We start from the raw sequence: 24703 nt of genomic DNA on the forward strand, positions 1-24703 counted from the left end.
GGTATACCAAATAAATATAAATTGCCTGAATCATTCAAAAGCGTGATCCGGCACGACAATTGCTGCTAGCGCCATGTTTCATCACCACAGCGTGATAAACTAGCGAAATTATGCGACCACGCAGCAAGCTCTAAATCAGGAATGAATGATGGTAACAATGCTGGATGTCGCACTGCGCGCAGGCGTTTCCAAAGCCACGGTATCACGTGTGCTTAACGGGATTGGTCAAGTCAAAGAGAGCACTCGCGAACAGGTTTTTCACGCCATGGAAGAGTTAGGCTATCGGCCTAACTTTTTGGCGCGATCGCTTGCGAATCGAAGCAGTAATAGCGTGGGGTTAGTGGTTTCAACTTTCGACGGGTTCTACTTTGGTCGCCTGTTACAGCAGGCTTCCCGGCAGACAGAAGCATGGGGAAAACAGCTGATTGTGACTGACGGGCACGATACCCCGCAAAAAGAGCTCGAAGCCGTACAAATGCTGGTAGACCGCCATTGCGATGCGATCGTGCTTTACACCCGCTTTATGAACGAGCGCACATTACTCTCGCTGATGAATAGCATCAAAGTGCCGCTGGTCGTGATTAACCGCGACGTCAGTCAGGCTCGCGATCGCTGCGTATTCTTTGAGCAGCAAGATGCCGCATTTAAAGCAACCGACTATTTGATTCAGCAGGGGCATCGCGATATTGCCTGTATCACAGTGCCAATCTCGACCCCTACCGGCCAGGCACGCCTGATGGGTTATCGAAAAGCGCTGCAAAAACATGGCATTGCTTTTAGCGAAGATAAAGTTAAGTACGGCGATTCAAGCATGGCGCTCGGTCATCAACTGTGCCAGGAATTGCTGGCAAGCCGTGTGCCGTTTACCGCACTGTTTGCCTGTAACGATGATATGGCGCTGGGTGCGTCCAAAGCGCTGCATCAAGCCGGAGTGCGTATTCCGCAGGATATTTCGCTATTCGGCTTTGATGACGCGCCAAGCGCACAGTGGCTGGAGCCTGCTTTATCCAGTGTCTCTTTGCCTATTGAAAGCATGATTACTACGGCAATCGACCAGGCAATAAAACTGGCAAACGGCGAGTCGCTTAAAGCGATCCCACCGTTTGTTGGTGAACTGGTATTACGTGATTCAGTCGCTCCGGGGCCGTTTAGTCTTTCGTAAGTCAAAACAGCTCTAAAGCTAACAGCTCCTGAATAGTCTGGCGGCGGCGAATCAGTCGTGCCTGTCCGTTATCGAACAGCACTTCTGGTAACAACGGGCGGCTGTTGTAGTTGGACGACATCGACGCGCCATACGCGCCGGTATCGTGCAGCACCAGATAATCACCGACCTGAACCGGCGGCAGTGCGCGGGTTTCCACTTTGCCACCTTCTTGCTGGGTAAACACATCACCCGATTCGCAAAGCGGCCCGGCGACCACAGTTTCTACCAACGGCTGTGCACTCAGCTCACGCCCATCGCCCGCCAGAGCAGAAATATGGTGATAACTGCCGTACATTGACGGACGCATCAGGTCGTTAAACCCGGCGTCGATCAACACAAAGTGGCGCGATCCCATGTTTTTCACAGAACGTACCTGAGCCACCAGCACACCGGATTCCGCCACCAGGAAACGGCCTGGTTCAATCTCCAGTTTTACCGGGTGGCCCAAACGCCGGGCAATTTTTTCACGGGCGGCATTCCACAAGCCGTAATAGTGGCTGGTGTCGATAGTTTCTTCACCTTCACGATACGGAATAGACAAACCACCGCCTGCGGAAATAGCTTCCAAATCCTGTCCAAAATCAATGACCTGCTGCACCATCGCACCACACACTCGCTCGAGGTGGCCGTAATCAACACCCGAACCGATGTGCATATGGATGCCCACTAAACGCAGTTTGTAGCGTTGAATAACGTCCAGCGCCTGCGGTAAATCTGCGTGCCAGATGCCATGTTTACTGTTTTCGCCACCGGTATTGGTTTTCTGGCTGTGGCCGTGGCCGAAGCCTGGGTTGACACGTAACCAGACGCGATGGCCTGGTGACACCTCACCAAGCTGTTGCAGCATGTCGACAGAACCCGCGTTCACCGGAATTTGCTGCTCAGCCACCAGTTGCAGCGTCGGCTGGTCAATCATGTCGGCGGTAAAAACAATATCGTCGTGATTTTCTAGCGGCTTATAACCCGCAGCCAGCGCACGCTCAATTTCGCCCTGAGAAACGGAATCCACCTTCACACCCTGCTCACGCATCAGGCGCAAAATATGAATGTTGGAGCAGGCTTTTTGTGCAAAGCGGATCACATCAAACTGGCGCAGTTGGCTGATTTGCTGGCGGATAATCTCCGCGTCGTAGACCCAGACCGGGCAGCCAAATTCAGCAGGTAGCGCCAGCAAGTTCTGCGCATTCAAAGCAGTGTCGGTGTTATTCAGTGGGCGTGGCATGGTTGGCTCCGGCAGCAATTCATTTTTTTGTATTACGCCACAGCGCGAGATGAAGAAAAAATATCGTTTTCTCTTAAGTCTATGCAAAACTGATATGGATAAACCGACCCTCACCCCAGCCCTCTTCCAAAGGGAGAGCGTTAGGGTGAGGGCGTGACTCGTATACCCAAAACAGAAAGGCCAAAACATGCCCTCAATAACCCTACGCCACATCGAAATATTCCATGCTGTGATGACTGCCGGAAACCTCACCGAGGCCGCTGGGTTATTACACACTTCGCAGCCGACAGTCAGTCGCGAACTGGCAAGACTTGAGAAATTAATTGGCCTGCAATTATTCGAACGCAGCCGTGGGCGCCTGCACCCTACCGTTCAGGGGCTGCGGTTATTTGAGGAAGTACAACGATCCTGGTATGGGCTGGACAGAATACTGAGTGCCGCAGACAGCCTGCGCGAATTCCGCCAGGGAGAGCTGTCGATTGCCTGCCTGCCGGTATTCTCACAATCATTCCTGCCGGTTTTAGTGCAGCCGTTTCTGGCACGCTACCCGGAACTGAGCCTGAATATTGTGCCGCAGGAATCACCGTTGCTGGAGGAGTGGCTATCCGCGCAACGCCACGATTTAGGGCTAACCGAAAACACCGTAACGCCTGCCGGAACCGACCGCCAGACATTGCTGACGCTCAACGAAGTGTGTGTGTTGCCTGCCGGGCATCGCCTTGCTGATAAAAAGGTACTGACACCGCAAGATTTTGCCGGAGAGAATTACATTAGCCTGTCGCGTACCGACAGTTATCGCCAGCTCCTGGACTCGCTATTTCAGGAGCATGACGTTAAGCGGCGAATGGTGATGGAAACGCACAGTGCGGCATCGGTGTGTGCGATGGTACGGGCAGGTGTTGGCGTGTCGGTGGTCAATCCATTGACCGCTCTGGATTACGCTTCAAGTGGCGTCGTTGCCCGCCGTTTCAGCGTGGCGGTGCCATTTACCGTGAGCCTGATTCGCCCACTTCACCGCCCTGCTTCCGCGTTAGTCACGGCTTTCAGCGAACACCTGCAAAGCAGTATGCAGATATACATCGAGCCGCTGAATCAGCTGCTCGACGCCTGAATTAATGCTCGGCCACCGGCTGGCTGTGGCCGGTGCCGGCGCTAAAGTTAATCAGGCAAAGGATAAGCCCGATAGCCGCAAGCCCTGCCGCGGCAACGGGAACCGCAGTCAGGCCAAAGCCACGCGCAATCACGGTGCCGCCCACCCAAGCTCCTAATGCGTTACCAACGTTAAAGGCCGCGATATTCAGCGTAGAAACCAGATTTGGCGCATCTTTACCGTGCAGCACAACGTTAATTTGCAGTGCAGGGACCGTAGCAAAAGCCGCCATTGCCCACAGGAATAAGGTGATCTCCGCAAGCCACATACCGTGACTAGTCCAGCGAAATAGCAGCGAGAAGATAGCAATCAGGCTAAAACTCAGTATCAGGCTAAAAGAAACTTTCCAGTCAGCCAGACGTCCACCAAGAATATTCCCCACCGTTAAACCCGCACCAATCAGGAACAGAGTCCAGCTTACGCCCTGATGCGTCACGCCCGTCACCTGTAACAACATTGGGGCAATGTAGCTAAATAAGGTGAACATCGCGGCGGCAAAAAAGACCGTCATCGCCAGAGAGAGCCACAGCTTCCCATTGGCCAGCGCGCTGACTTCACGTTTTAGGTCAGTTGGCGTTTCTTCTTTCTGCGATGGAAGGCTGACAATCAGCGCAATAAAGGCGACCACGCCGATAACCGCAACGCCCCAGAATGTCGAACGCCAGCCGTATAACTGACCAAACCAGGTACCAATCGGCACGCCCAACACATTGGCTAACGTCAGGCCAGTAAACATCAGTGCCACTGCAGATGCTTTCCGGTTCGGTGCCACAAGGCTTGCCGCCACAACCGCGCCAATCCCAAAGAAGGCTCCGTGGCACAGCGCGGTAATAACGCGCGCCAGCATCAGGAATTGGTAATTAAGCGCTAACGCACACAAGATATTGCCGACGATAAAAATCACCATTAGCAATATCAGTGACAGTTTGCGCGGCAGGCGAGCTGTCAGTAACGCCATGATCGGTGCACCTATCGCAACCCCCAGCGCGTAGCCGCTAATCAGCCAGCCCGCAGTGGGAATGGAGATTGTCAGGTCCCCAGCCACATCGGGCAGAAGGCCCATAATAACGAACTCCGTCGTGCCGATGGCAAACGCACTCATCGCCAGCGCGAGTAAGGAAACAGGCATGGAAAACTCCCGGTTTTAGACATAACAAAAGGCGGGAGAGTGAGCTCTGCCGCCAGATTGCGAGGATGTAAGAGGTGCAGCTTGTTTGAAAAACTGTGCGCTGCTTAACAAATTAATAACACAAAAAACGCCGGGGGTGACCCGGCGTACGCTAAGGATACTCTTTTTTGCCGATTAACCATTTGAAATACGAAATAAAAAAATATTACTCAGCCAGCATGAAATTCACCGCATCGGCTGCGTGAATCGCAGCGGTATCGAACACGGGCAGCGAGCAATCTTGCTGGTTAAGCAACAACCCAATTTCAGTACAACCAAAAATCACGCCCTCTGCGCCCTGCCCCTGCAACTCTTCAATTACTTGCTGATAATACTGCTTCGATTGCGCAGTGATTTTCCCGAGGCAAAGTTCTTCGAAGATAATCTGGTTGATATGCAAACGCTGTGGCTCGTTAGGGATCAGCGATTCAATACCGAATTGTGTACTTAGACGTCCACGGTAGAAATCTTGCTCCATGGTGTAACGGGTGCCAAGCAGCGCGACTTTCTTCGCGCCCTGAGCAGCAATGGCACGCCCGGTTGCATCAGCAATATGTAAAAACGGCAATTCACAGCGCGATTCAATATGATGAGCCACTTTGTGCATGGTGTTAGTGCATAACACGATACCTTCCGCCCCGGCTTTCTGTAGCCCAAGCGCTGCCTGTGCCAGCATGTCCCCCGCCAGATCCCACTCGCCCTTTGACTGGCAGGCTTCAATCTCATGAAAATCAACGCTATGCAGTACGATCTTTGCCGAGTGCAGGCCGCCTAAACGTTCCTTAACCCCTTCATTGATCAAACGATAATAAGGAATTGTCGACTCCCAGCTCATTCCGCCCAGCAAACCCATTGTTTTCATGACTTTTCACCTGTTGGCTTTTATTGCATTGGTTATATCAGAGAGATTACCCGGCAGGAAAGCGTGATCTTCCTTACAAAACGCTGGCGTGAACTACCGCAAACCAAGTTTTCAGGATACGATTAATTAAATGAAACATTGTTTCACATATAAAAGGATCGCGAATGTTCACTTATATTAAAGATACCAAACTGGAAGATTTAGGTGCTGGCGTGAGCCGCCGTATTCTGGCGCACGGCGGTAAAATGATGGCGGTGCAGGTTAATTTTGAGAAGGGTGCAATCGGCCCAATGCACAACCATCCGCATGAGCAATTAACTTATGTGCTGTCTGGCGAGTTTGAATTCACCATCGGCGAAGAAACGCATCGCGTTACTGCGGGCGACACACTGTATAAAGAGCCGCACGTAATGCACGGTTGTGTATGCCTGGCAGCGGGTACGCTTCTTGATACCTTTACCCCAATACGTGAAGATTTTCTGAAGTAGCGTACAAACAAAAACGGCTCCTGCCAGAGGAGCCGTTTTTGTGAAGCGAAATGTGAAATTACATTTCTTCAATCTGCATACGTGATGCCATTGCCCCACGAACCAAAACCAAACCCGCCGCGACAATCAAACCAACTAATGCCGCGAGCACAACAATCAGTGCTTTGCCCGGACCATCTTTTTTCAGTGGATATGAAGGCTGCATCTGGAATTGATACGGCGTGAAATTAACATCGCCAAGGTTAATGGCTTCTAATTGACTCAGCGCGTGATCGCGATTTTGTATGCCTGCATTCAACTGAGCAACATCTTTAATTGACTCCTCAATCTTCAATTTCTCAGCTAAACCGTTAGCCCCCAGAGAAACAGAGTAATCAGGATCGTCTTTTACTGCCTGCCCATTACTGTATACCGGCGCTTTCAAACCCGCAGCATTGGCGACTTTTAATGAGTAGCCCAGGCGCTCCAGGTTAACATTGTGTTGGTTTTCAAGATTAACGCGGTCGAGCCCCAGCTTATTTTTTTCAAATGCGACTTTGAGTTCCACCGCATTTTTCACATTCGCAAGCACGTCTTTATTCACTTCCGCACTAATAAAATCAATGTAGTTTCTCAGTACTTGCTGAGCATCATCTGCATCTGGCGCGGTAAAACTCAAAGTCCACGAGGTGTAAGGCTGATTCTCGCCTTTTTTAGCATTACTGTTGTCCGCCGCTTTGAATTTGTCCGACACACCGACGATTGCACGATACAACTCACTCTTATCCACACTCGGATTTTTCAGCAGCGTCTGTACATACGGAGATTGAGCAAGGAATTTCTCACGCAGCTCCTGCGAGTCAAATTTCTTTAAAAATAGATTATAGAGACGACCGGCATCAAGATTGGTTTCCACGCCAAGCACCGTCAAATTCACCATCGCACGGCGTAACTCAGTAAGATTGGTATTTTCAGGAGGCGTAACAACTGCTTCACTGGTCCATTTTTGTGGTAACAGGAAACTGGCTGCCAAACCGCACAATGCAAACAGAAGCGTAATCGTGATGATCTGTTTTTTGGCCGCGTAAAGCGTAGAGATTAAGCTCAGTAAGTCGATCTCTTCATGGCGTGGTGGCATAAGCGGATAAGGAGACGTATTTTCTAAACGATTAGGTTTCATTTCTATAGAAGACATAACTGGCCGGTTTTTTATTTATCAAGAAAAAGACTCGCTTTACTTCCCTGTGTCGGAAAGTGAAGACAGCGCTAACGCACAGTAATGAGAAGCTGAATAGTTTTAAACCATCAGAAAGGTTACATGTTTTTATCTTGTACATAGCACTATCGATCTCAAAAAAGCATTTTTGAATCAAATTCATGCCATAGGGTAACGCACTGATAACAACACCTTAACTCTGTAACTAAACGTAAAATGCTTAAATGAAACTTCATTATTCCTAAGACCTGTCTGAAAAACAACCCCCAACTCTTGCAGTTTTAAAATTAGCCAATTTCCCACCTAATTATCTGCGCAGCTCAAAACCTCGCCTGATTCACATAATCGAAACAGCGTTTCGACTTTGATCACATTTCCGTCATGAATCGAATGACTCAGTTACAAATCGTAATAAGATTATTTAAAACGCTGTTTTACAAATCAGAAACCACAGTTCTTATGTTTCTGAAATCTGCAAAGCCATGCAAATTGCAAACAGGTAACGGTGTTCTAATTATTTAATTATCAATCGATTATCAGGGAATGAATATGCCGAGTAAGCCCCCAGCTTTGCGACCCATCCGCTTGAATACAGGGATGAGGCAATGAGTTTCGAGAACGATTTTTCAAAAACAATTTTTAAACCATTGATCGCCAGGTAGGTATGTATGAATGAAAACAAAATGCTGGGATTGGCATGGATTTCACCCTACATAATAGGGTTGTTGGTCTTTACTGCCTTCCCGTTTGTTTCATCTTTCTTCCTCAGTTTTACTGAGTACGATCTGATGAACCCACCGGTATTCACCGGTATTGAGAACTATCGCTACATGTTGACCGAAGATTCGCTCTTCTGGAAATCCATGGGCGTCACTTTTGCGTATGTGTTTTTAACCATTCCGTTAAAACTCGCTTTCGCACTCGGTATCGCATTTGTTCTGAACTTTAAATTACGCGGCATCGGTTTCTTCCGTACGGCATATTACATCCCATCTATTCTGGGTAGCTCCGTTGCGATTGCCGTTTTGTGGCGTGCACTGTTTGCCATCGACGGCCTGCTGAACAGCTTTATTGGTGTGTTTGGCCTCGACCCGGTGAACTGGCTGGGTGAGCCGTCTCTGGCGCTGATGTCCGTTACGCTTTTGCGTGTATGGCAGTTCGGCTCAGCGATGGTCATCTTCCTTGCTGCTTTGCAAAACGTTCCTCAATCACAGTATGAAGCGGCAATGATCGACGGCGCGTCTAAATGGCAGATGTTCATGAAAGTGACTGTGCCTTTGATTACGCCGGTTATCTTCTTCAACTTCATCATGCAGACCACGCAGGCGTTCCAGGAGTTTACCGCACCGTACATCATTACCGGCGGCGGCCCGACTCACTACACCTACTTGTTCTCGCTCTACATCTACGACACCGCCTTCAAATACTTCGATATGGGTTATGGCGCGGCACTGGCGTGGGTACTGTTCCTGGTCGTGGCGGTCTTTGCCTCCATCGCCTTTAAGTCATCGAAATACTGGGTGTTCTACTCCGCAGATAAGGGAGGCAAAAATGGCTGATATCCAACCAAGCCAGCTAGCGGCTAAAAGTGCAACGGACCTGGCAGAAGAAGAGATCGCGCGTACGTTGCGCCGTGAAAAAATCAGCCGCACCATCCGTTATGTGGTGCTGATTATTGTCGGTCTGTTGATGCTCTACCCGTTGGTGTGGATGTTCTCTGCGGCGTTTAAACCGAACCATGAGATCTTCACAACACTCGGTCTGTGGCCGTCAAACCCAACCAGCGACGGCTTCGTTAACGGCTGGAAAACGGGTACGGAGTACACCTTTGGCCACTACATGTGGAACACAATGCAGTATGTGATTCCAAAAGTACTGCTAACCATTATCTCTTCAACGATTGTCGCTTACGGCTTTGCCCGTTTCGAAATCCCGTTCAAGAAGTTTTGGTTCGCGACGTTGATTACCACTATGTTGCTGCCAAGCACCGTACTGTTAATCCCGCAATACCTGATGTTCCGTGAAATGGGCATGTTGAATAGCTACCTGCCACTGTGGCTGCCAATGGCATTCGCAACCCAGGGGTTCTTTGTCTTCATGTTGATCCAGTTCTTGCGTGGCGTTCCACGCGATATGGAAGAAGCCGCACAGATTGATGGCTGTAACTCCTTCCAGGTGCTCTGGTATGTGGTAGTGCCGATTCTGAAACCGGCCATTATCTCTGTCGCCCTGTTCCAGTTCATGTGGTCAATGAACGACTTTATCGGGCCGCTGATTTATGTGTACAGCGTAGACAAATACCCAATTGCACTGGCGCTCAAAATGTCTATCGACGTGACTGAAGGCGCTCCATGGAACGAAATTCTGGCAATGGCGAGCATCTCCATTCTGCCATCGATCATCATCTTCTTCCTGGCTCAACGCTACTTCGTACAAGGCGTGACCAGCAGCGGAATTAAAGGTTAAGTGAGGGAATATCATGGCTGAAGTTATTTTCAACAAATTGCAAAAAGTTTACTCCAACGGCTTCCAGGCGGTTCATGGTATCGACCTGAAAATTGAAGACGGTGAATTTATGGTTATCGTCGGCCCATCTGGCTGCGCGAAATCAACCACCTTGCGTATGCTGGCGGGTCTGGAAACGATCAGCGGCGGTGAAGTCCGAATCGGCGACCGTGTGGTGAACAACCTGGCACCTAAATCTCGCGGTATCGCGATGGTGTTCCAGAACTATGCACTGTATCCACACATGACCGTGCGTGAAAACCTGGCCTTTGGCCTGAAACTCAGCAAACTGCCAAAACAGCAAATCGAGTCCCAGGTGAATGAAGCGGCCAAAATTCTTGAGCTCGATGAGCTGATGGACCGCCTACCGCGCCAGTTATCAGGCGGCCAGGCACAGCGTGTGGCCGTTGGCCGTGCGATTGTGAAAAAACCCGATGTGTTCTTGTTTGACGAACCGTTATCCAACCTTGATGCCAAGCTGCGTGCGTCGATGCGTATTCGTATCTCCGACCTGCATAAGCAACTGAAGAAAAGCGGCAAGCCTGCGACCACCGTTTATGTGACGCACGATCAGACCGAAGCGATGACCATGGGCGACCGTATCTGCGTGATGAAACTGGGCCACATCATGCAGGTAGACACACCAGATAACCTCTATCACTTCCCGAAAAATATGTTCGTGGCAGGCTTTATCGGTGCCCCAGAAATGAACATTCGCCCGAGCAAGCTGATCGAGAAAGATGGTCGTCTGCAAATTAGCGTGGGGAATGACACCCTGGCGCTGAACGAGCGCCAGCAGAAGCGCTGCGCGGAGTACAAGAATCAGGACATCTTCTTCGGTATCCGTCCTGAGTTTATTTCAATCTCTGATGAACCGTTCGCTGAAAGCCATTCCAGCGGTGAAATGGTGCGTGTAGAGAATATGGGCCACGAATTCTTCATCTACCTGAAAGTAGCTGATTTTGAAATGACCTGCCGCATCCCTTCCGATGAAGCTAAGCCAATGATTGAGAAAGGCCTTCACCGTAAGGTGTATTTCAAGTTTGACATGGAAAAATGTCATATTTTCGACGCAAAAACAGAACAAAACATCTCTCTCTGACAGGAGTCTATGATAATGAAAAAAGTGCTATTAAGTACCCTGATTGCCTCTACCTTAGGAATGGCTGCCGGCTCGGCGTTCGCGGCAGATGATGTTGAGTTACGTATGTCCTGGTGGGGCGGCAACGGACGCCATCAGGTTACGTTGAAAGCAGTTGAAGAGTTCCAGAAAGAACACCCAAACATTAAGGTGAAGTCTGAATACACCGGTTGGGACGGCCACCTTTCACGTCTGACTACACAGATTGCGGGCGGTACAGAGCCTGACGTGATGCAGACTAACTGGAACTGGCTGCCAATTTTCTCCAAAACCGGCACGGGCTTCTACGATTTGAACACCGTGAAAGGTGAGCTGGATCTGACTCAGTTTGACCCGAAAGAGCTGCAAACCACCACCGTTGACGGCAAGCTGAACGGCATTCCAATCTCCGTGACTGCTCGTGTGTTCTATTTCAACGATGAAACCTGGAAAAAAGCGGGTGTTGAATACCCGAAAACCTGGGATGAGTTGATGGCGGCGGGTAAAACGTTTGAAAGCAAACTGGGCAAACAGTATTTCCCGGTGGTGTTAGAGCACCAGGATACGCTGTCTTTGCTGCGCTCTTATATGGTGCAGAAATACAATATTCCTGAAATCGATACCGCGAAAAAGCAATTCGGCTACTCCAAAGAACAGTGGGTTGAGTTCTTTGGTATGTACAAAAAGCTTATCGACAGCCACGTAATGCCTGACACCAAATACTATGCGTCATTTGGTAAGAGCAATATGTACGAGATGAAACCGTGGATTGAGGGCGAATGGGCCGGTACTTATATGTGGAACTCCACCATTAACAAGTATTCCGACAACCTAAAGCCACCAGCGAAACTCGAACTGGGTTCTTACCCGATGCTGCCAGGTGCCACTGATGCCGGTATGTTCTTTAAACCAGCACAGATGTTCTCAATCAGCAAAACGACCAAGCATCCGAAAGAAGCAGCCATGCTGATTAACTTCTTGCTGAACGAAAAAGCGGGCGTGGAAGCTCTGGGCCTTGAGCGTGGAGTTCCGTTGAGCAAAGCAGCTGTGACACAGCTGACTGCTGATGGCGTGATCAAAGATAACGATCCAGCGGTTGCCGGCCTGAAACTGGCGCAATCTCTGCCAAACAAACTGTCTACATCGCCGTATTTTGACGATCCACAGATTGTTTCCCTGTTCGGTACATCTTTGCAGTACATCGACTATGGCCAGAAAACTGTAGAAGAAACGGCTGCTGAGTTTGAACGCCAGGGTAACCGTATTCTGAAACGCGCAATGCGCTAATTAATCAGCCTGATATTTGCAGATAGATACCCTGCCCCGCTTGCGAGGCGGGGTATTTTTTTAAACAAATAAGGAAATTCGTTATGGCTAAAGGTAAGAAAATCCAACTTTCCTTCCGCGCCCGACGCGACAAGGAAACCGGGACTGAAGTTTTACGTCTGACCCCACCACACATCATTTGCCACCGTAATTATTTCTATCAAAAATGTTTTAGTCAGGATGGGCAGCGGCTGATTTTCGGCGGCGCGTTCGAAGGACACTGGAATTACTATTCACTCGATTTAGAAAAACAAATTGCAACACAACTCACCGAAGGTGAAGGCGACAATACTTTCGGCGGCTTTTTATCTGCTGATGATCGTTCGCTGTGGTATGTGAAAAATACCCGCGAGTTGCGCCGTGTTGATCTGGATTCACTCGAAGAATACGTGGTTTATGAAGTCGATGATGAATGGGTGGCTTATGGCACCTGGGTGGCGAATTCCGATTGCAGCCAACTGGTGGGGATTGAAATCAAAAAGAGTGACTGGTCACCGCTCACTGACTGGCAAAAATTCCGTGATTTCTACTTCACAAACCCGGAGTGCCGGCTGATCCGTGTTGATTTGCACACTGGCAAACAGCAAACCATCTTGCAAGAAAAACGCTGGTTAGGTCACCCGATCTACCGCCCGTTCGACGACAATACCATCGCGTTTTGTCATGAAGGGCCGCGTGATGCAATCGATGCGCGTATGTGGTTGATAAACCAGGATGGCAGTCATGTGCGTAACGTTCGCCAGCATAGCGAAGGTGAAAGTTTTACACATGAATTCTGGGTGCCAGATGGCTCCGCACTTTACTACGTCGCCCATAAAGAAGGTGATGCTCACCGCTATTTATGCAGCGCCGATCCACAAACGCTTGAGAATCGCCAACTGCGAACCATTCCACCTTGCTCACATTTGATGAGCAACCACGACGGCTCGCTGGTTGTTGGTGATGGCGCACCGCACAAAACGGGGAATATCGATCTCAACGATCCCTTCATCTGGGTGTTTGATCTTAAAAAAGGGACGCAGAAAGCTGTTTGCCAACACAATACTTCCTGGAAAGTGCTGGATGGTGACCGCCAGGTGACGCATCCGCATCCTTCCTTTAGCCCGGATAACCAATGGGTGCTTTACACATCTGACGAAGAAGGAATGCCCGCGTTGTATTTAGCGAGGGTGTAGATACAAAAAAACCTCCTGATTTCAGGAGGTTTTTTTTACATCAATTCTAAATTAACGCGCTAACCAGCCGCCATCAACCGCAACGGTGTAACCGTTGATGTAATCAGAAGCGGTTGACGCCAGGAACACGATTGGACCTTTCAGATCTTCTGGCAGACCCCAACGACCCGCTGGGATACGCTCAAGAATCGCCGCACTACGCTCTTCATCGGCACGCAATTGCTGGGTGTTGTTGGTCGCCATGTAACCCGGTGCGATAGCATTCACGTTGATACCGTGTTGTGCCCACTCGTTTGCCAGCAGACGAGTCACACCCATAACTGCGCTTTTAGACGCGGTGTAAGACGGTACGCGGATGCCACCCTGGTAAGAAAGCATGGAAGCGATGTTAATGATTTTGCCGCCTTTGCCCTGAGCAATAAACTGGCGAGCCACAGCCTGAGACATAAAGAACACGCTCTTGATGTTCAGGTTCATTACATCGTCCCAGTCTTTTTCGCTGAAGTTGATTGCATCTTCACGACGAATCAGACCTGCGTTGTTAACCAGAATGTCGATTTGGCCGAACTCAGCAACCGCACGCTCAAGTAGAGATGGGATACCATCAATCTGGCGCAGGTCAGCGGTCAGGCTCAGGAAGCGGCGACCCAGAGCGGTTACGCGCTCGATGGTTTCAGACGGTTCAACGATGTTGATACCCACAATGTCACAACCTGCTTCAGCAAGACCGATAGCCATACCCTGGCCCAGACCTGTATCACAACCAGTAACAACAGCAACTTTACCTTGTAGGGAGAATGAATCCAGAATCATGTAGGTTTCCTTTTTTTATACGGGCCTGCTGTAAGCGCAAGCATCTTGGGGAAAATTTTGTTCACGCAAATTGCGCAACTCATAAATCACTTACGGTGAAAACTCTGTTCCGTAATCTTTGATGGAGTGATAGTAATCTGGTTGAAACCGCTTTTCAATTATAAATGAAACGTTGTTTCAAATTATGGAAGATACTTTCCAATTTTGATATTCCGATCACGCTTAATCGGAATTTTCCCTTCTGCACTCATCTGTCTGGTGGAAGTATTGTGGACGTTGTCACCGTTTAGTGAATGCAATCACACATATTGAAACAATGTTTTGATAAATTAACACCAGAAGTTCGAACATTAATTTTCGGCAGAAATGAATTGCCATCTAAAGGAGAGCATCATGGCTAAAGGTATGCGGGTTAAGCTGGTTTATGAAGTAAGCCAGGACCCAGACACAGGCGTCGAAGTCACCCGCTTAACGCCACCAGAAGTAACCTGCCATCGCAATTACTTCTATCAAAAATGCTTCACTCAGGATGGCAGTAAGCTACTGTTTGCTGGCGAGTTTGACGGTAACTGGAACTATTATCTGCTGGATATCGCCGCTGCCGAAGCCGTGCAATTAACGGAAGGCACGGGCGACAATACTTTTGGTGGCTTCCTCTCGCCGGATGACAAATCCCTCTATTATGTGAAAAACGAACGCACCCTGCTGGAAGTCAATCTTGAGACTCTGGTTGAGCGTGAAGTGTACCGCGTACCTGCCGACTGGGTTGGCTACGGCACATGGGTTGCCAACAGCGATTGCACAAAACTTGTGGGTATCGAAATCTCCAAAGATGATTGGGTACCGTTAAACGACTGGAAGATCTTCCATGACTTCTTCCACAAAGGCCCAAATTGCCGCTTGCTGCGTGTTGATCTGCAAACTGGTGAAAGTGCCGTTATCCACCAGGAAAAAAACTGGCTCGGCCACCCAATCTACCGCCCGTTCGATGACAACACCGTCGCGTTCTGTCACGAAGGCCCGCACGACCTGGTCGATGCGCGGATGTGGATGGTCAACGAAGATGGCAGCAACGTCCGTAAAGTAAAAGAGCACGCCGAAGGCGAAAGCTGCACACACGAATTCTGGGTGCCAAACGGCTCTTCCTTGATGTACGTTTCTTACCTGAAAGGCCAGCAAGGCCGCACCATTTATAGTTACAACCCGGACAACGGCGAAAATACAGAAGTCATGCAGATGCCAGCATGTTCACATTTGATGAGTAACTTTGATGGTTCGCTGCTGGTGGGTGATGGTTCCGGTACTCCGGTCGATGTTAAAGATACTAGTGGTTACACCATCGACAACGATCCGTATTTATATGCCTTCGATGTAGTGAAAAAAGCTTATTTCCGCGTAGCTCGCCACGATACTTCCTGGGCGACATTTGCGAATAGCCGCCAGGTTACGCATCCGCATCCATCATTTACGCCTGACGACAGCGCCATTCTTTTCAGCTCCGATAAAGACGGCAAGCCTGCGCTGTATATTGCGAAGATGCCGGCTAATCCTGAGTTAATTTCTGCCTGATAATATTGTATGCCCTGTGTAGGCCCTTGCCCTCCCCAAACCGGGAGGGCTTTTTTATAGTTAATCCCCTCTCCTTGTATGGAGAAGGAGAGATTTAAAAACAAAAAAGCCCCCGCTGACTACGCGGAGGCCTGAAATGAGGGATTAGATACAGTTTAAATAATTAGAACGAGTACGCCACGCCAACACGGTAACGAGTCTGGCGTTCGTCAGTCGTTTTACTACCGGCAACGTTGCCCACCTCTGCATATGGAGCCCAGTTTTTATCCCACTTGTAAGCCAATTTCACGTTGTACTCATCAGAGTCTTTGTCGTTATCAGAACGGATCTGATGGTCGCTCTTCGCGTAAACATAGTTCAGCTCAGTACGCCAGTCACCCAACGCATAACCAACCCAGGCATCGCCACGGTTAACTTTGTCATCTGCGTTTTTGGTATTGTCATTTGGGTAACGGGTATATTCAAAACGGTAACGAGCGGCGATATAAAAACCATTATCGAAGCTGTATTGCGCATGCAAATATGGCTTCCAGGTTGTTTTACTGTCGTTACTGTCAATATTTAAACCAGGAGTCAGAGAGATATTATCTGTCGCTTTCCAGCGCCAGTTAATAGATTCTTCATGGCCGCTGCCAACGATGTCACTAAATGGCTGGTCTTTATTAGTACCACCAGATTTCCATTTTGCTTCAACGCCAAAGCCCAGCCCATTAGCGAAACGGTGTGATACTGCTACGCGGTCGCCATTCGAGCCTGCATCTACATATTCGTGACGTAAATCAACTGTTACCGCTTGAGCAACAACACTTACGCCACACAGAACAACAACACCCAGAGCTTTCTTCAACATAATCGCATTCCCTTCATTGAAATATCGTTTCATTATTATGAAACTAGATTTTATTTTTAAATGAACATTATTTTAGTGATCGAGATCGTAAATATTTATGTCAAAAAAATACAAGCCCACCTTCGTGATGGGCCTCAATAAAACAAAGGGAAATTGCCAATAAAAAGAGATTCAACTCACATAAAAAAAACCAAAAACACATTCAAAACGATATTTCAATATGGTTATCCGGTGTTTACATTTCGCTTTTGAAACATTTAACTCAAATCAGATCACCTTCAAAATTAAGATCATTGAGAATAATCCCGTCAGTGATTAATTCATGTAAGACCCAAATAAAAAAAAGCGCCACTTAAGAATAAGTGGCGCTTAATATGACTCAGTATGCGTTGTGAAGCGGAAAGTTAATCTCGTTCGATTGCCAGCGCAACACCCTGCCCGCCACCAATACATAACGTGGCCAGCCCTTTTTTAGCATCGCGCTTCACCATTTCATGAACCAGTGAAACCAATATTCGGCAGCCAGACGCGCCAATAGGGTGGCCAAGCGCCAGCGCTCCACCGTTCACGTTTACTTTACGCTCATCCCATTCCAGCATTTTGCCAACCGAAAGTGCCTGGGCAGCAAAAGCCTCGTTTGCTTCAATGAGATCCAAATCTTCCAGTCGCCAACCCGCACGCTCAAGGCAACGCTGCGTTGCCGTGACGGGTGCTATGCCCATATAGGCTGGGTCGACGCCTACACTGGCAAAGGCCCGGATACGCGCAAGCACCGGCAAATTTAACTCTTCGGCTTTACTGGCACTCATCATTAATACGGCGGCGGCGCCATCATTAATAGATGAGGCATTTCCGGCAGTCACGCTACCCAGGCTATCAAAGGTCGGCCGCAATAACGCCAGGGCTTCCGCACTGGCATCGGTCTGTGGTTGTTCATCAGTATCAACAATGACTGACTTACCGGCATTGAGCTCTACCGTGACCGGCACGATTTCATCTTTAAAGCGCCCGGAATCAATGGCCGCCCGAGCCTTGTGTTGTGAGGCCAGTGCGTAGGCATCCTGGCTTTCACGGCTGATGCCATATTCACGCGCCAGGTTTTCAGCCGTCACGCCCATATGGTAATCGTTGAAGGCATCCCACAGCCCATCATGAACCAGGCTGTCGATTAACTGGCTGTTTCCCAAACCGGCACCGTTGCGGCTGTCGGCCAGCACATGAGGTGCACGGCTCATGTTTTCCTGACCACCCGCAATCACGACATCGGCCTCGCCGCACTGAATGGCCTGAGTTGCCAGGTGCAGTGCTTTTAAGCCAGAGCCACAAACATCGTTAATCGTGATGGCTGAAACCGACCACGGCAGGCCACTGTTGAGCGCCGTCTGGCGTGCCGGGTTTTGCCCGGCCCCTGCGGTTAACACCTGCCCGAGGATCACTTCGTCGACTTCAAGCTCGCTGACGCCGCTTCGTTCGAGCAATGCTTTAACTACCGCACTCCCCAATTCTGAAGCGGTGCGCGGGGATAGCGCCCCCTGAAAACAGCCAATGGGTGTTCGAGCGGCTCCCACAATTACGACATCTTTCATTGTTATCTCCGCTCCCCCGTCATAATTCACGTGGCCTCTTTGTTGGCAACACTCACCCATCCAAATGACTGACTTGTGTAAGCTCATCAGGATGGGTTATCTCGCCACTGCGATGCAACTCGTGTTATTTCGGGAATTTAATGAGGTAAATGATCCCGGCGACGATCTTTTTCGAGATACATCGCGGCATCAGCTTCGCGCAGCGCCTGGTCGTGATCGGTGAGTTCCGGGTTAATAGCAACTACACCGATACTCGGGCCTGCGTAATTAATCACACTGGAATGTAGCTGATACTCGCCGGTCAGCAAGTTTGAGAGGCGAATTTTGAAGGCCTGCGCAGCTTGCAGTGCCATGCCAGATTCTTTTGGCCCAATACCGGCCACGACAAATTCATCACCGCCGACCCGCCCGATAATATCGTCAGGGCGAGCCCCTGATTGTAAACGCTGCCCGATAGCACACAGGAAATCATCACCTGCATCGTGACCATAAACATCATTAATCTGTTTAAAATCATCCAGGTCAGCAAAAGCCAGCAGCACGAAGCGCGCATCCTGGCGAGCCTTTGAAAAGAGTTTTGGCAATTGTTCAAACACGGCACGGCGGTTTGGCAGGCCGGTCAGTTCATCGGTATAACTGGCTGTGGTGAGTGCCGCATTTGCCTGCTGCAACTGTTGTAAAAGTTGCTCATTTTGAATTTGCTGAGCAATCAACTGTGCAAAGAGCTGCAACACCTGCTCGCTACGTTCGCTAAGAATACGATGCTCAGAACTGGCCGCGCAAAGCGTGCCATATAAAGAGCCATCGGCAAGCGTGACGGGCGTGCTGACATAAGTGGTGATCCCCAATGCCTTTGCGGCCTGCGAATCGCCCCAGACATTTGCCACATCACAGGTATAACGCTTGCCTTCATCCAGTGCGCGCTTGCAAAGCGTGTCACCCCACGGCACCGAAAGGCCTTCGGGGATCTGCATACTCCGGGAATTTCGAGCAAAAAGGATATGTTGGAAACTACCGTCAGGTTCAATGCGCGTCAGGTAAGTTGACTCCATGTTTGTGACCAGTTCGAGCATTTCCAGCAACTGTCGGACGAGTCCTTCGAGCGTGTATTCAGATTCTAATGCGGTTGAAATCCGCTCGATAAGATTGTCAGACATAAAGCAGAATTACCTTTTCTATAAACATGAAGTGTAAAGCTGAAGATGGGTTCATTTTTAACATATTTTCAATATGACGTCCCCTGCCAGATATAGCATTTGAGAGACATCACCGGGAAGACGGTGGGCAACTTTTGAAGGGTTTCGTGGCTGTCGGATGTCGCTTCGCTAATCCGACCTTCACAGTGACAGCTTTTTTACGCGCAGGAGAGTGAAATATTCTACCAGCTCAATAAAGGGCTAAGGCTTTCATCTTGCACAAACGCGCGCAGAGCAGGTAGCTGACAGCAGTGATGTAATAATTCTGGCAACGGGAAGATATCGCTCTGCCTGAGAACCACGTTTTCCAGTTCTCCCCAGAAAGACCAGCCCTCCGTCACGTTGCTCGCAGGAACGAACAAATGCAGATGCATGCCGCGCTGTGGCTCATCCGGCAAGCCTAGCCATTGGCTAAAGCTCTGGACTGCGTGGGTTTCGGAGTCCACCAGCACGCAACGCTGAACCTGGGTTGCCGGAATATAAATATGCAGCTCACCCAAAGTGATGCGAACGGCTGCGAGGCTAAGAGGCATAACCGCTACTTTCCAGGTATCGTTCAAAAACGCTGTCCAAATCCAGCAGCGCAAAATACTCGTGCCCCACCGGAACAATACCCACCACAATTTTCTGCATCGAAGCAGGTAAATTGTCCGTTGCCGGTTGAATCTGGCTTTCAGCGACATCCAGCACATCAACCAGCTTATCGATCAGAATACCGCTTTGCATTTTATTGCCGCGGCCAATCAAGATCGTACGTTTGGCTGACACCTCTTGCGAAGGAGCATCAATCAGGCTGTTGATATTAATGATCGACTCAACACGGCCACGGTGATTAATCACCCCTTCAAGAGAAGGAGGGCAGCCCGGCACCCATGAGACAGGGCGCTCGGCAAGAATCTCTTTTATTTGTGAACCGTAGAATGCAAAATTTTTGTCCGCTTGTTTAAACAAAACAATGCTGCATTGCGGTTCGTCAACGTTAGCAATTTCCCGATTCTCGTGCTGATAAAGGCTGAGTATTTCTTCTAACGGCTCACTCATGCGACTTCCTTATCATCAGCAATGCAGTAACGGTTACGGCCATGCTGTTTTGCACTATACAAAGCCTGGTCTGCGCGTTCGCGAATAGTTTCTATTTTGTCTCCTGGCTGCCAGGAGGCAATTCCCGCACTAAAGGTATTGCTGAAGTTGGTCTGGTTGACTGAGAAGTTAATTTTTTCAAATCCCTGGCGCAATCTTTCCACCACTGCTGCTGCCTGTTCTTGCGTAGTGCTGGGCATAATTATCGCAAACTCTTCCCCGCCATAACGCCCAACAATATCGGTGCTGCGTAAACGATGGGCGAACAGTTGTGAAATACCTAAAATCACCTGATCGCCCGCGACATGGCCGTAGGTATCATTGACATTTTTAAAGTGGTCCAAATCGACCATGACCAGGCTAAATGGAACGCCACTGTAGTTGGACTCTGTGATGGCGCTTTCCAGGTAATGCGTCGTCGTTGAGTGGTTATACAGGCCAGTCAAACTATCCTGAGACATACGGGCGCGCAGCGTACGCATTCTTTCAGCACGAATCGAAACCGCATTAATTAATTCCTGCGGGTCAGCCTGCTTGATAATGAAGTCTTCCGCACCGGTACTCATCGCCCCGAACTGGGTTTTTTTATTGGTTTCGCTCGAGAGGTAGGCGATAGGTAAACCGATATGCTGCGGGATCTGACGGATGAGTTTTGTCAGCTCTTCACCGCTGTATTCCGGCATATGGAAGTCCATCAGAACAATATCTATCGGATGCGTATTGAGCACATTCAACAGATGAGGAATGTGCGTAAGAACATGCACTTCCATTCCGGCCAAACGCAGCATTTCGGCATTGTATTGCGCGACTTCGGGCTCATCATCAATCAGTAAAACCTGATACGGTTTTTTCAGTGACGGCTGAGTTAAACGGTGCAGTTCCTGAACTAAATCGGTAGTTGATGCGGGTTTCACATAGTAACCATCACACCCGGCTTTTATCGCATTGATTCGGGCATGGAAATGGCTATGACAGGAAAGATAGAGCACCGGGAAAGGTGTGCCGACTTTCTCTCTCAGATCTGACATCGCAAGCGGGCCACCGTAGGCGTGATCCGGGAAGCTGACATCCATGATGACCACTGATGGAGGCTGTGATAACACCGCTTTGGTAAAATCTGCCGTGTTGGTAAACACATAACAGATAAAGCCAAAACAGCGCAGTTGGGTTGCCAGTAATTCAGCCTGATCGAATTCATCATCACACAGATAAACAGGCTTAATGGTGCGGTTAATCGCAACCTCTTCCTGAGAGGAAGCTGCTATCGGGAACTTAACTAAAGAATCGGCCCCACGGCGCGCGCTTTCAGCCTGCTCTTCGGTCAGTGCAGATAACCGCTGCAGTATCTCGCCAAGCTTGTTGTATTTCGTATCCGAAACAGAATGGCTCACTAACAGGTGCTCACCTTCAGCAGCCTGGCTGGCAATTTTTGTGAAACCAAACGACGCGCTGGTTCCGTGGATGCTATGCAACAAAAGGTGCAATTGCTTACTATCCACTTCATTTGGCTCAGCGACTAATTTGACCAGCAGATCATCTGCCTGGCCCAGCATCACGGGAATACGTTGCAAAAAACGCTGGCGCAAGCGAGCAATTTTATCTTGAGCAGTGTTCATTGTTTTTTGCATAAATTCTTGTTTTATCATGATTTATAATGACTCAGCCGCTGCGTCTTGCTTAAGTAATTCACTCACTACAGCCACCAGTCGTTCTGCCATGTTCTCGTCTTTCTTCACCCAACAATCCGGGATGATGGTGATGTCAGTCATCTCACTGGCGCTGAGCAAAATAAAAGGTTTTTTCCAGCCGTTGGCCCGTAAAAGCTCTAATAGATCCAGCCCGGTAATTTCTGGCATATGGAAATCGCTGATAACCAAATCGATACCATCGTCAGAATTAAGATTGGCTAATGCCGTCATGGCACTTTCGGCAAGAATCACTTCATAACCACTCATTTCCAGAAATACCGAAGCCAATTCAGCGGCAAACAAATCATCATCAACTAATAAAACACGCATCTCTTTTCTCACTTTTTAAGCCTTCAGCATAAAAGCATTTTTAATGTTTCTATGAGGCTGTCCTGTTCGAAATCACCCTTGGCTATATATGCATCCGCACCCACCTGGATCCCTCGGCGGCGATCTTCTTCTTTAGCCCGTGACGTCACGATAATAATCGGAATATGTTGGTAATTGTCTTCGGCACGTAATGCTTTGGTGAGTGAAAATCCATCCATCACCGGCATTTCTACATCCGTTAACACGGCGTCAAACTGCGTTAGACGCGCTTTTTGTAACCCCGAGAATCCATCTTCGGCGAGCGTGACCTGATAACCGTGTGCTTCCAGAACGTTTTTCTCAATTTCACGCGTATTTAATGAGTCATCAACGATCAGCACATGCCATGAGTTCTGTCGAACTTGCTGCTTAGGCGCAGCGGTCCGTGGCTGCCCCTGTTTTTGCGCCATCTCCATCAGGACCGGAACCTGCAAGATACTGACCAGTTGGTTGTCCTGGCTCAGAACCATGCCGGAAACAAGCAACTGCTGCTGCATGTGCTTCGGTAGTGGCTTAATCATCATGCTGCGTTCGTCGAGCAAGTTGTCCACCAGCATCGCCATCTTGCCAAACTGGTTCTGGATGATGATAAGCAGCAGGTCGTTAGCATGAGAGGCCGATGAGTTTTGCCCCACAGACCTGTCGTCGATACGCAGTAATTCGGCCGCGGAGATAACCGGGATAAATTCATTGTGCAGAATAATTGCCGGACGCCCGGCAATATCACGAACCTCACCACGAGAATATTTAACCACTTCAACCACATATTGTGCGGCAAGGCCAAACAGATGGTTGTGCAGTTCAAACTGCAAAATACGCATCATCGCCAGAGAGATAGGCAAACGGATAATGAACGTCGTTCCCTGCCCTGGGCGGCTATGAACCTGCAATGTCCCCTGCAAATCCGTGACAATCGTTTTGCGCACGATATCCAGCCCCACACCACGGCCGGATAACTCGGTGACAATCTTGCTGGTTGAAAAACCCGGATGGAAAATAAGCTCGTTGCACTCAAGCTCTGAAAGCTGATCAACGACATCAGCCTCGACTAATCCACGCGCAACCGCTTTGGCGCGAATCGCCGGGTAATCTAAGCCACGGCCATCATCTTCTACGCGCAGCAAAATACCGCGCCCATCCTGTTGGGTCGTCAGGGTGATGGTGCCACGAGCCGATTTCCCGGCAGCGATGCGCTCGGAGGGCTCGCAAAGACCATGATCGACGGCATTTCGCAGCAAGTGGTTTAATGGCTCAGAGAGTCTGTCGATTAATTGTCTGTCGATCTCGACTTCGCCACCCAAAATACGGCAGTCCACCTGCTTATTCAGAGAGGCGGCAAGTTCACGCACCTGCATAGAAACCGGCTCAAACAGCATCGATACCGGCAGCATACGAATGGTGGTGGCAACGTCATACAGTTCGTACATCTGAAGATGCTGAACCTGGAAATCTTCTTTTAGTTTGCGGCTAAATTGCAGGACCTGCTTGCGCAGTTGCTCTACATCCATGTGAGAGATGCGCGGCCCCAGATTAACTAAACTCTGTACCTGCTGTTCAAGGCGGTCATGACTGGCGACAACTTCACCGAGAATGTTAATCAGGTCATCGAGTTTTTCGAGCTTAACGCGAACCGAACCTGCCTGTTTTAGCCCACCGTCTAAGACCTCAAGCGAGGGTAAAGTGGCTGGTTTTTCTACCGGGGCGCTGACGACTTCATCTGCGGCGGTGTCCATTTCTCCACGGCTGGCACGGGCTAATTGCTCACATAAGGTAACATCAGCCGGAGGTAACTGATTATTACCTTCACTTGCCGACAGTTGCGCCAGTTGGTTTGAAATGTAGTCGCAAGCCTGAAGAACTAAGGTTCCAAGGTTTTGGTTAGGCTCGAGCTTTTTATCTCGTAGCTCGCTTAATATCTCTTCAAGCTGATGGGTGACATCGGCGATGCTTTGCAATTTCAGCATACGCGCGCCCCCTTTCAGGGTGTGTGCCGCACGGAACATCTCTCCGATTTGTGCGTCGGTATTTTGACCGGATGAGAGCAGGAATGCCCCCTCTTTTACGGTATGTAAATGGCCGTTTGCTTCATCAATAAAGCGCAGCACAAATTTTTTAAGATCGATAGCCATACGGTTCT

At 49.3% G+C, this 24703-nt stretch carries 22 protein-coding genes; 9 read left to right on the forward strand and 13 right to left on the reverse strand.

Annotated elements, in window-relative coordinates:
* Window positions 1-148: 148 nt before the first annotated feature.
* A complete protein-coding gene (locus tag M975_RS14860; RefSeq protein ID WP_064560690.1) occupies window positions 149-1162 on the forward strand; it encodes a LacI family DNA-binding transcriptional regulator in 1014 nt (337 codons plus the stop codon).
* 1 nt (window position 1163) lies between these two features.
* Here M975_RS14860 and lysA read toward each other — a convergent pair whose 3' ends face one another.
* Window positions 1164-2426, reverse strand: a complete 1263-nt coding sequence (lysA, locus tag M975_RS14865; protein ID WP_064560692.1) for a diaminopimelate decarboxylase — start codon at window positions 2424-2426, stop codon at window positions 1164-1166.
* Between the two features lie 187 nt (window positions 2427-2613).
* Between lysA and M975_RS14870 the strand changes: the two genes are divergently transcribed.
* On the forward strand, window positions 2614-3537 hold the full coding sequence (locus M975_RS14870; RefSeq protein WP_064560695.1) for a LysR family transcriptional regulator: 924 nt from the start codon (window positions 2614-2616) through the stop codon (window positions 3535-3537).
* A 1-nt stretch (window position 3538) separates the two neighbouring features.
* Here M975_RS14870 and M975_RS14875 read toward each other — a convergent pair whose 3' ends face one another.
* Both M975_RS14875 and M975_RS14880 read right to left on the reverse strand, forming a co-directional pair.
* The gene (locus M975_RS14875; protein WP_064560698.1) at window positions 3539-4705 is read right to left on the reverse strand and encodes an MFS transporter; all 1167 of its coding nucleotides are present in this window, start codon (window positions 4703-4705) and stop codon (window positions 3539-3541) included.
* Between the two features lie 205 nt (window positions 4706-4910).
* Window positions 4911-5606, reverse strand: coding sequence for an aspartate/glutamate racemase (locus M975_RS14880; protein WP_064560701.1), 696 nt, complete (start codon window positions 5604-5606; stop codon window positions 4911-4913).
* A gap of 164 nt (window positions 5607-5770) precedes the next feature.
* Between M975_RS14880 and M975_RS14885 the strand changes: the two genes are divergently transcribed.
* A complete protein-coding gene (locus tag M975_RS14885; RefSeq protein WP_064560704.1) occupies window positions 5771-6094 on the forward strand; it encodes a cupin domain-containing protein in 324 nt (107 codons plus the stop codon).
* A gap of 58 nt (window positions 6095-6152) precedes the next feature.
* Here M975_RS14885 and wzz(fepE) read toward each other — a convergent pair whose 3' ends face one another.
* Window positions 6153-7268 carry an LPS O-antigen length regulator Wzz(fepE) gene (gene wzz(fepE) / locus M975_RS14890; RefSeq protein ID WP_064560707.1) on the reverse strand — a complete coding sequence of 372 codons (1116 nt, stop codon included), beginning with the start codon at window positions 7266-7268 and terminating at the stop codon, window positions 6153-6155.
* 689 nt (window positions 7269-7957) lie between these two features.
* On the opposite strand from wzz(fepE), the gene M975_RS14895 reads away from it, so the two are divergent.
* The 5 genes from M975_RS14895 to M975_RS14915 all read left to right on the forward strand — a co-directional run bounded on the left by M975_RS14895 (window position 7958) and on the right by M975_RS14915 (window position 13415).
* On the forward strand, window positions 7958-8848 hold the full coding sequence (locus M975_RS14895) for a carbohydrate ABC transporter permease (RefSeq protein WP_064560709.1): 891 nt from the start codon (window positions 7958-7960) through the stop codon (window positions 8846-8848).
* The gene (locus M975_RS14900) at window positions 8841-9755 is read left to right on the forward strand and encodes a carbohydrate ABC transporter permease (RefSeq protein WP_064560712.1); all 915 of its coding nucleotides are present in this window, start codon (window positions 8841-8843) and stop codon (window positions 9753-9755) included. The genes M975_RS14895 and M975_RS14900 overlap by 8 nt, the downstream gene beginning before the upstream one ends.
* A 13-nt stretch (window positions 9756-9768) precedes the next feature.
* Window positions 9769-10896: an ABC transporter ATP-binding protein gene (locus tag M975_RS14905; protein WP_064560715.1), complete on the forward strand. Its 1128-nt coding sequence runs from the start codon at window positions 9769-9771 to the stop codon at window positions 10894-10896.
* Between the two features lie 15 nt (window positions 10897-10911).
* Window positions 10912-12201 (forward strand): ABC transporter substrate-binding protein, encoded by a 1290-nt coding sequence (locus M975_RS14910; RefSeq protein WP_064560718.1) that lies wholly within the window; start codon window positions 10912-10914, stop codon window positions 12199-12201.
* An 83-nt stretch (window positions 12202-12284) separates the two neighbouring features.
* Entirely contained in the window at window positions 12285-13415 is a 1131-nt protein-coding gene (locus M975_RS14915) for an oligogalacturonate lyase family protein (RefSeq protein WP_064560720.1), read from the forward strand.
* A 51-nt stretch (window positions 13416-13466) separates the two neighbouring features.
* On the opposite strand, the gene kduD is transcribed toward M975_RS14915, so the two are convergent.
* Complete coding sequence (gene kduD / locus M975_RS14920; protein WP_064560722.1) at window positions 13467-14228, reverse strand: 2-dehydro-3-deoxy-D-gluconate 5-dehydrogenase KduD; 762 nt, start codon at window positions 14226-14228, stop codon at window positions 13467-13469.
* Window positions 14229-14621: 393 nt separating this feature from the next.
* Here kduD and M975_RS14925 point away from each other — a divergent pair, with 393 nt between their 5' ends.
* Complete coding sequence (locus tag M975_RS14925) at window positions 14622-15797, forward strand: oligogalacturonate lyase family protein (protein ID WP_064560723.1); 1176 nt, start codon at window positions 14622-14624, stop codon at window positions 15795-15797.
* A gap of 163 nt (window positions 15798-15960) precedes the next feature.
* On the opposite strand, the gene M975_RS14930 is transcribed toward M975_RS14925, so the two are convergent.
* The 8 genes from M975_RS14930 to M975_RS14965 all read right to left on the reverse strand — a co-directional run bounded on the left by M975_RS14930 (window position 15961) and on the right by M975_RS14965 (window position 24695).
* Window positions 15961-16647 carry a porin gene (locus M975_RS14930; protein WP_064560725.1) on the reverse strand — a complete coding sequence of 229 codons (687 nt, stop codon included), beginning with the start codon at window positions 16645-16647 and terminating at the stop codon, window positions 15961-15963.
* Window positions 16648-17051: 404 nt separating this feature from the next.
* Entirely contained in the window at window positions 17052-18233 is a 1182-nt protein-coding gene (locus tag M975_RS14935) for an acetyl-CoA C-acetyltransferase (RefSeq protein WP_064560727.1), read from the reverse strand.
* Between the two features lie 137 nt (window positions 18234-18370).
* The gene (locus M975_RS14940) at window positions 18371-19390 is read right to left on the reverse strand and encodes a sensor domain-containing diguanylate cyclase (RefSeq protein ID WP_064560729.1); all 1020 of its coding nucleotides are present in this window, start codon (window positions 19388-19390) and stop codon (window positions 18371-18373) included.
* A 221-nt stretch (window positions 19391-19611) separates the two neighbouring features.
* On the reverse strand, window positions 19612-19962 hold the full coding sequence (locus M975_RS14945) for a hypothetical protein (protein WP_064560730.1): 351 nt from the start codon (window positions 19960-19962) through the stop codon (window positions 19612-19614).
* Complete coding sequence (locus tag M975_RS14950; RefSeq protein WP_064560732.1) at window positions 19952-20470, reverse strand: chemotaxis protein CheW; 519 nt, start codon at window positions 20468-20470, stop codon at window positions 19952-19954. The genes M975_RS14945 and M975_RS14950 overlap by 11 nt, the downstream gene beginning before the upstream one ends.
* Entirely contained in the window at window positions 20467-22125 is a 1659-nt protein-coding gene (locus M975_RS14955) for a diguanylate cyclase (RefSeq protein WP_245164445.1), read from the reverse strand. Before M975_RS14955 ends, M975_RS14950 begins: the two co-directional genes overlap by 4 nt.
* A gap of 33 nt (window positions 22126-22158) precedes the next feature.
* A complete protein-coding gene (locus M975_RS14960) occupies window positions 22159-22527 on the reverse strand; it encodes a response regulator (RefSeq protein ID WP_064560734.1) in 369 nt (122 codons plus the stop codon).
* A gap of 23 nt (window positions 22528-22550) precedes the next feature.
* Window positions 22551-24695 (reverse strand): hybrid sensor histidine kinase/response regulator, encoded by a 2145-nt coding sequence (locus M975_RS14965; protein WP_064560735.1) that lies wholly within the window; start codon window positions 24693-24695, stop codon window positions 22551-22553.
* Window positions 24696-24703: the final 8 nt, after the last annotated feature.

Origin of the sequence: Buttiauxella brennerae ATCC 51605 (assembly GCF_001654925.1) — a bacterium.
GTDB classification, from domain to species: domain Bacteria; phylum Pseudomonadota; class Gammaproteobacteria; order Enterobacterales; family Enterobacteriaceae; genus Buttiauxella; species Buttiauxella brennerae.

What these genes read in the sequence shown, in the direction of transcription:
- M975_RS14915 (WP_064560720.1), top strand. Translation starts at nt 12,285, where the DNA reads ATGGCTAAAGGTAAGAAAATCCAACTTTCCTTCCGCGCCCGACGCGAC.
- M975_RS14935 (WP_064560727.1), bottom strand. Translation starts at nt 18,233, where the DNA reads ATGAAAGATGTCGTAATTGTGGGAGCCGCTCGAACACCCATTGGCTGT.
- M975_RS14950 (WP_064560732.1), bottom strand. Translation starts at nt 20,470, where the DNA reads ATGAGTGAGCCGTTAGAAGAAATACTCAGCCTTTATCAGCACGAGAAT.
- M975_RS14880 (WP_064560701.1), bottom strand. Translation starts at nt 5,606, where the DNA reads ATGAAAACAATGGGTTTGCTGGGCGGAATGAGCTGGGAGTCGACAATT.
- M975_RS14940 (WP_064560729.1), bottom strand. Translation starts at nt 19,390, where the DNA reads ATGTCTGACAATCTTATCGAGCGGATTTCAACCGCATTAGAATCTGAA.
- M975_RS14860 (WP_064560690.1), top strand. Translation starts at nt 149, where the DNA reads ATGGTAACAATGCTGGATGTCGCACTGCGCGCAGGCGTTTCCAAAGCC.
- M975_RS14960 (WP_064560734.1), bottom strand. Translation starts at nt 22,527, where the DNA reads ATGCGTGTTTTATTAGTTGATGATGATTTGTTTGCCGCTGAATTGGCT.
- kduD (WP_064560722.1), bottom strand. Translation starts at nt 14,228, where the DNA reads ATGATTCTGGATTCATTCTCCCTACAAGGTAAAGTTGCTGTTGTTACT.
- M975_RS14930 (WP_064560725.1), bottom strand. Translation starts at nt 16,647, where the DNA reads ATGTTGAAGAAAGCTCTGGGTGTTGTTGTTCTGTGTGGCGTAAGTGTT.
- M975_RS14900 (WP_064560712.1), top strand. Translation starts at nt 8,841, where the DNA reads ATGGCTGATATCCAACCAAGCCAGCTAGCGGCTAAAAGTGCAACGGAC.
- M975_RS14925 (WP_064560723.1), top strand. Translation starts at nt 14,622, where the DNA reads ATGGCTAAAGGTATGCGGGTTAAGCTGGTTTATGAAGTAAGCCAGGAC.
- M975_RS14965 (WP_064560735.1), bottom strand. Translation starts at nt 24,695, where the DNA reads ATGGCTATCGATCTTAAAAAATTTGTGCTGCGCTTTATTGATGAAGCA.
- M975_RS14885 (WP_064560704.1), top strand. Translation starts at nt 5,771, where the DNA reads ATGTTCACTTATATTAAAGATACCAAACTGGAAGATTTAGGTGCTGGC.
- M975_RS14905 (WP_064560715.1), top strand. Translation starts at nt 9,769, where the DNA reads ATGGCTGAAGTTATTTTCAACAAATTGCAAAAAGTTTACTCCAACGGC.
- M975_RS14910 (WP_064560718.1), top strand. Translation starts at nt 10,912, where the DNA reads ATGAAAAAAGTGCTATTAAGTACCCTGATTGCCTCTACCTTAGGAATG.
- M975_RS14945 (WP_064560730.1), bottom strand. Translation starts at nt 19,962, where the DNA reads ATGCCTCTTAGCCTCGCAGCCGTTCGCATCACTTTGGGTGAGCTGCAT.
- lysA (WP_064560692.1), bottom strand. Translation starts at nt 2,426, where the DNA reads ATGCCACGCCCACTGAATAACACCGACACTGCTTTGAATGCGCAGAAC.
- M975_RS14875 (WP_064560698.1), bottom strand. Translation starts at nt 4,705, where the DNA reads ATGCCTGTTTCCTTACTCGCGCTGGCGATGAGTGCGTTTGCCATCGGC.
- M975_RS14955 (WP_245164445.1), bottom strand. Translation starts at nt 22,125, where the DNA reads ATGAACACTGCTCAAGATAAAATTGCTCGCTTGCGCCAGCGTTTTTTG.
- M975_RS14870 (WP_064560695.1), top strand. Translation starts at nt 2,614, where the DNA reads ATGCCCTCAATAACCCTACGCCACATCGAAATATTCCATGCTGTGATG.
- M975_RS14895 (WP_064560709.1), top strand. Translation starts at nt 7,958, where the DNA reads ATGAATGAAAACAAAATGCTGGGATTGGCATGGATTTCACCCTACATA.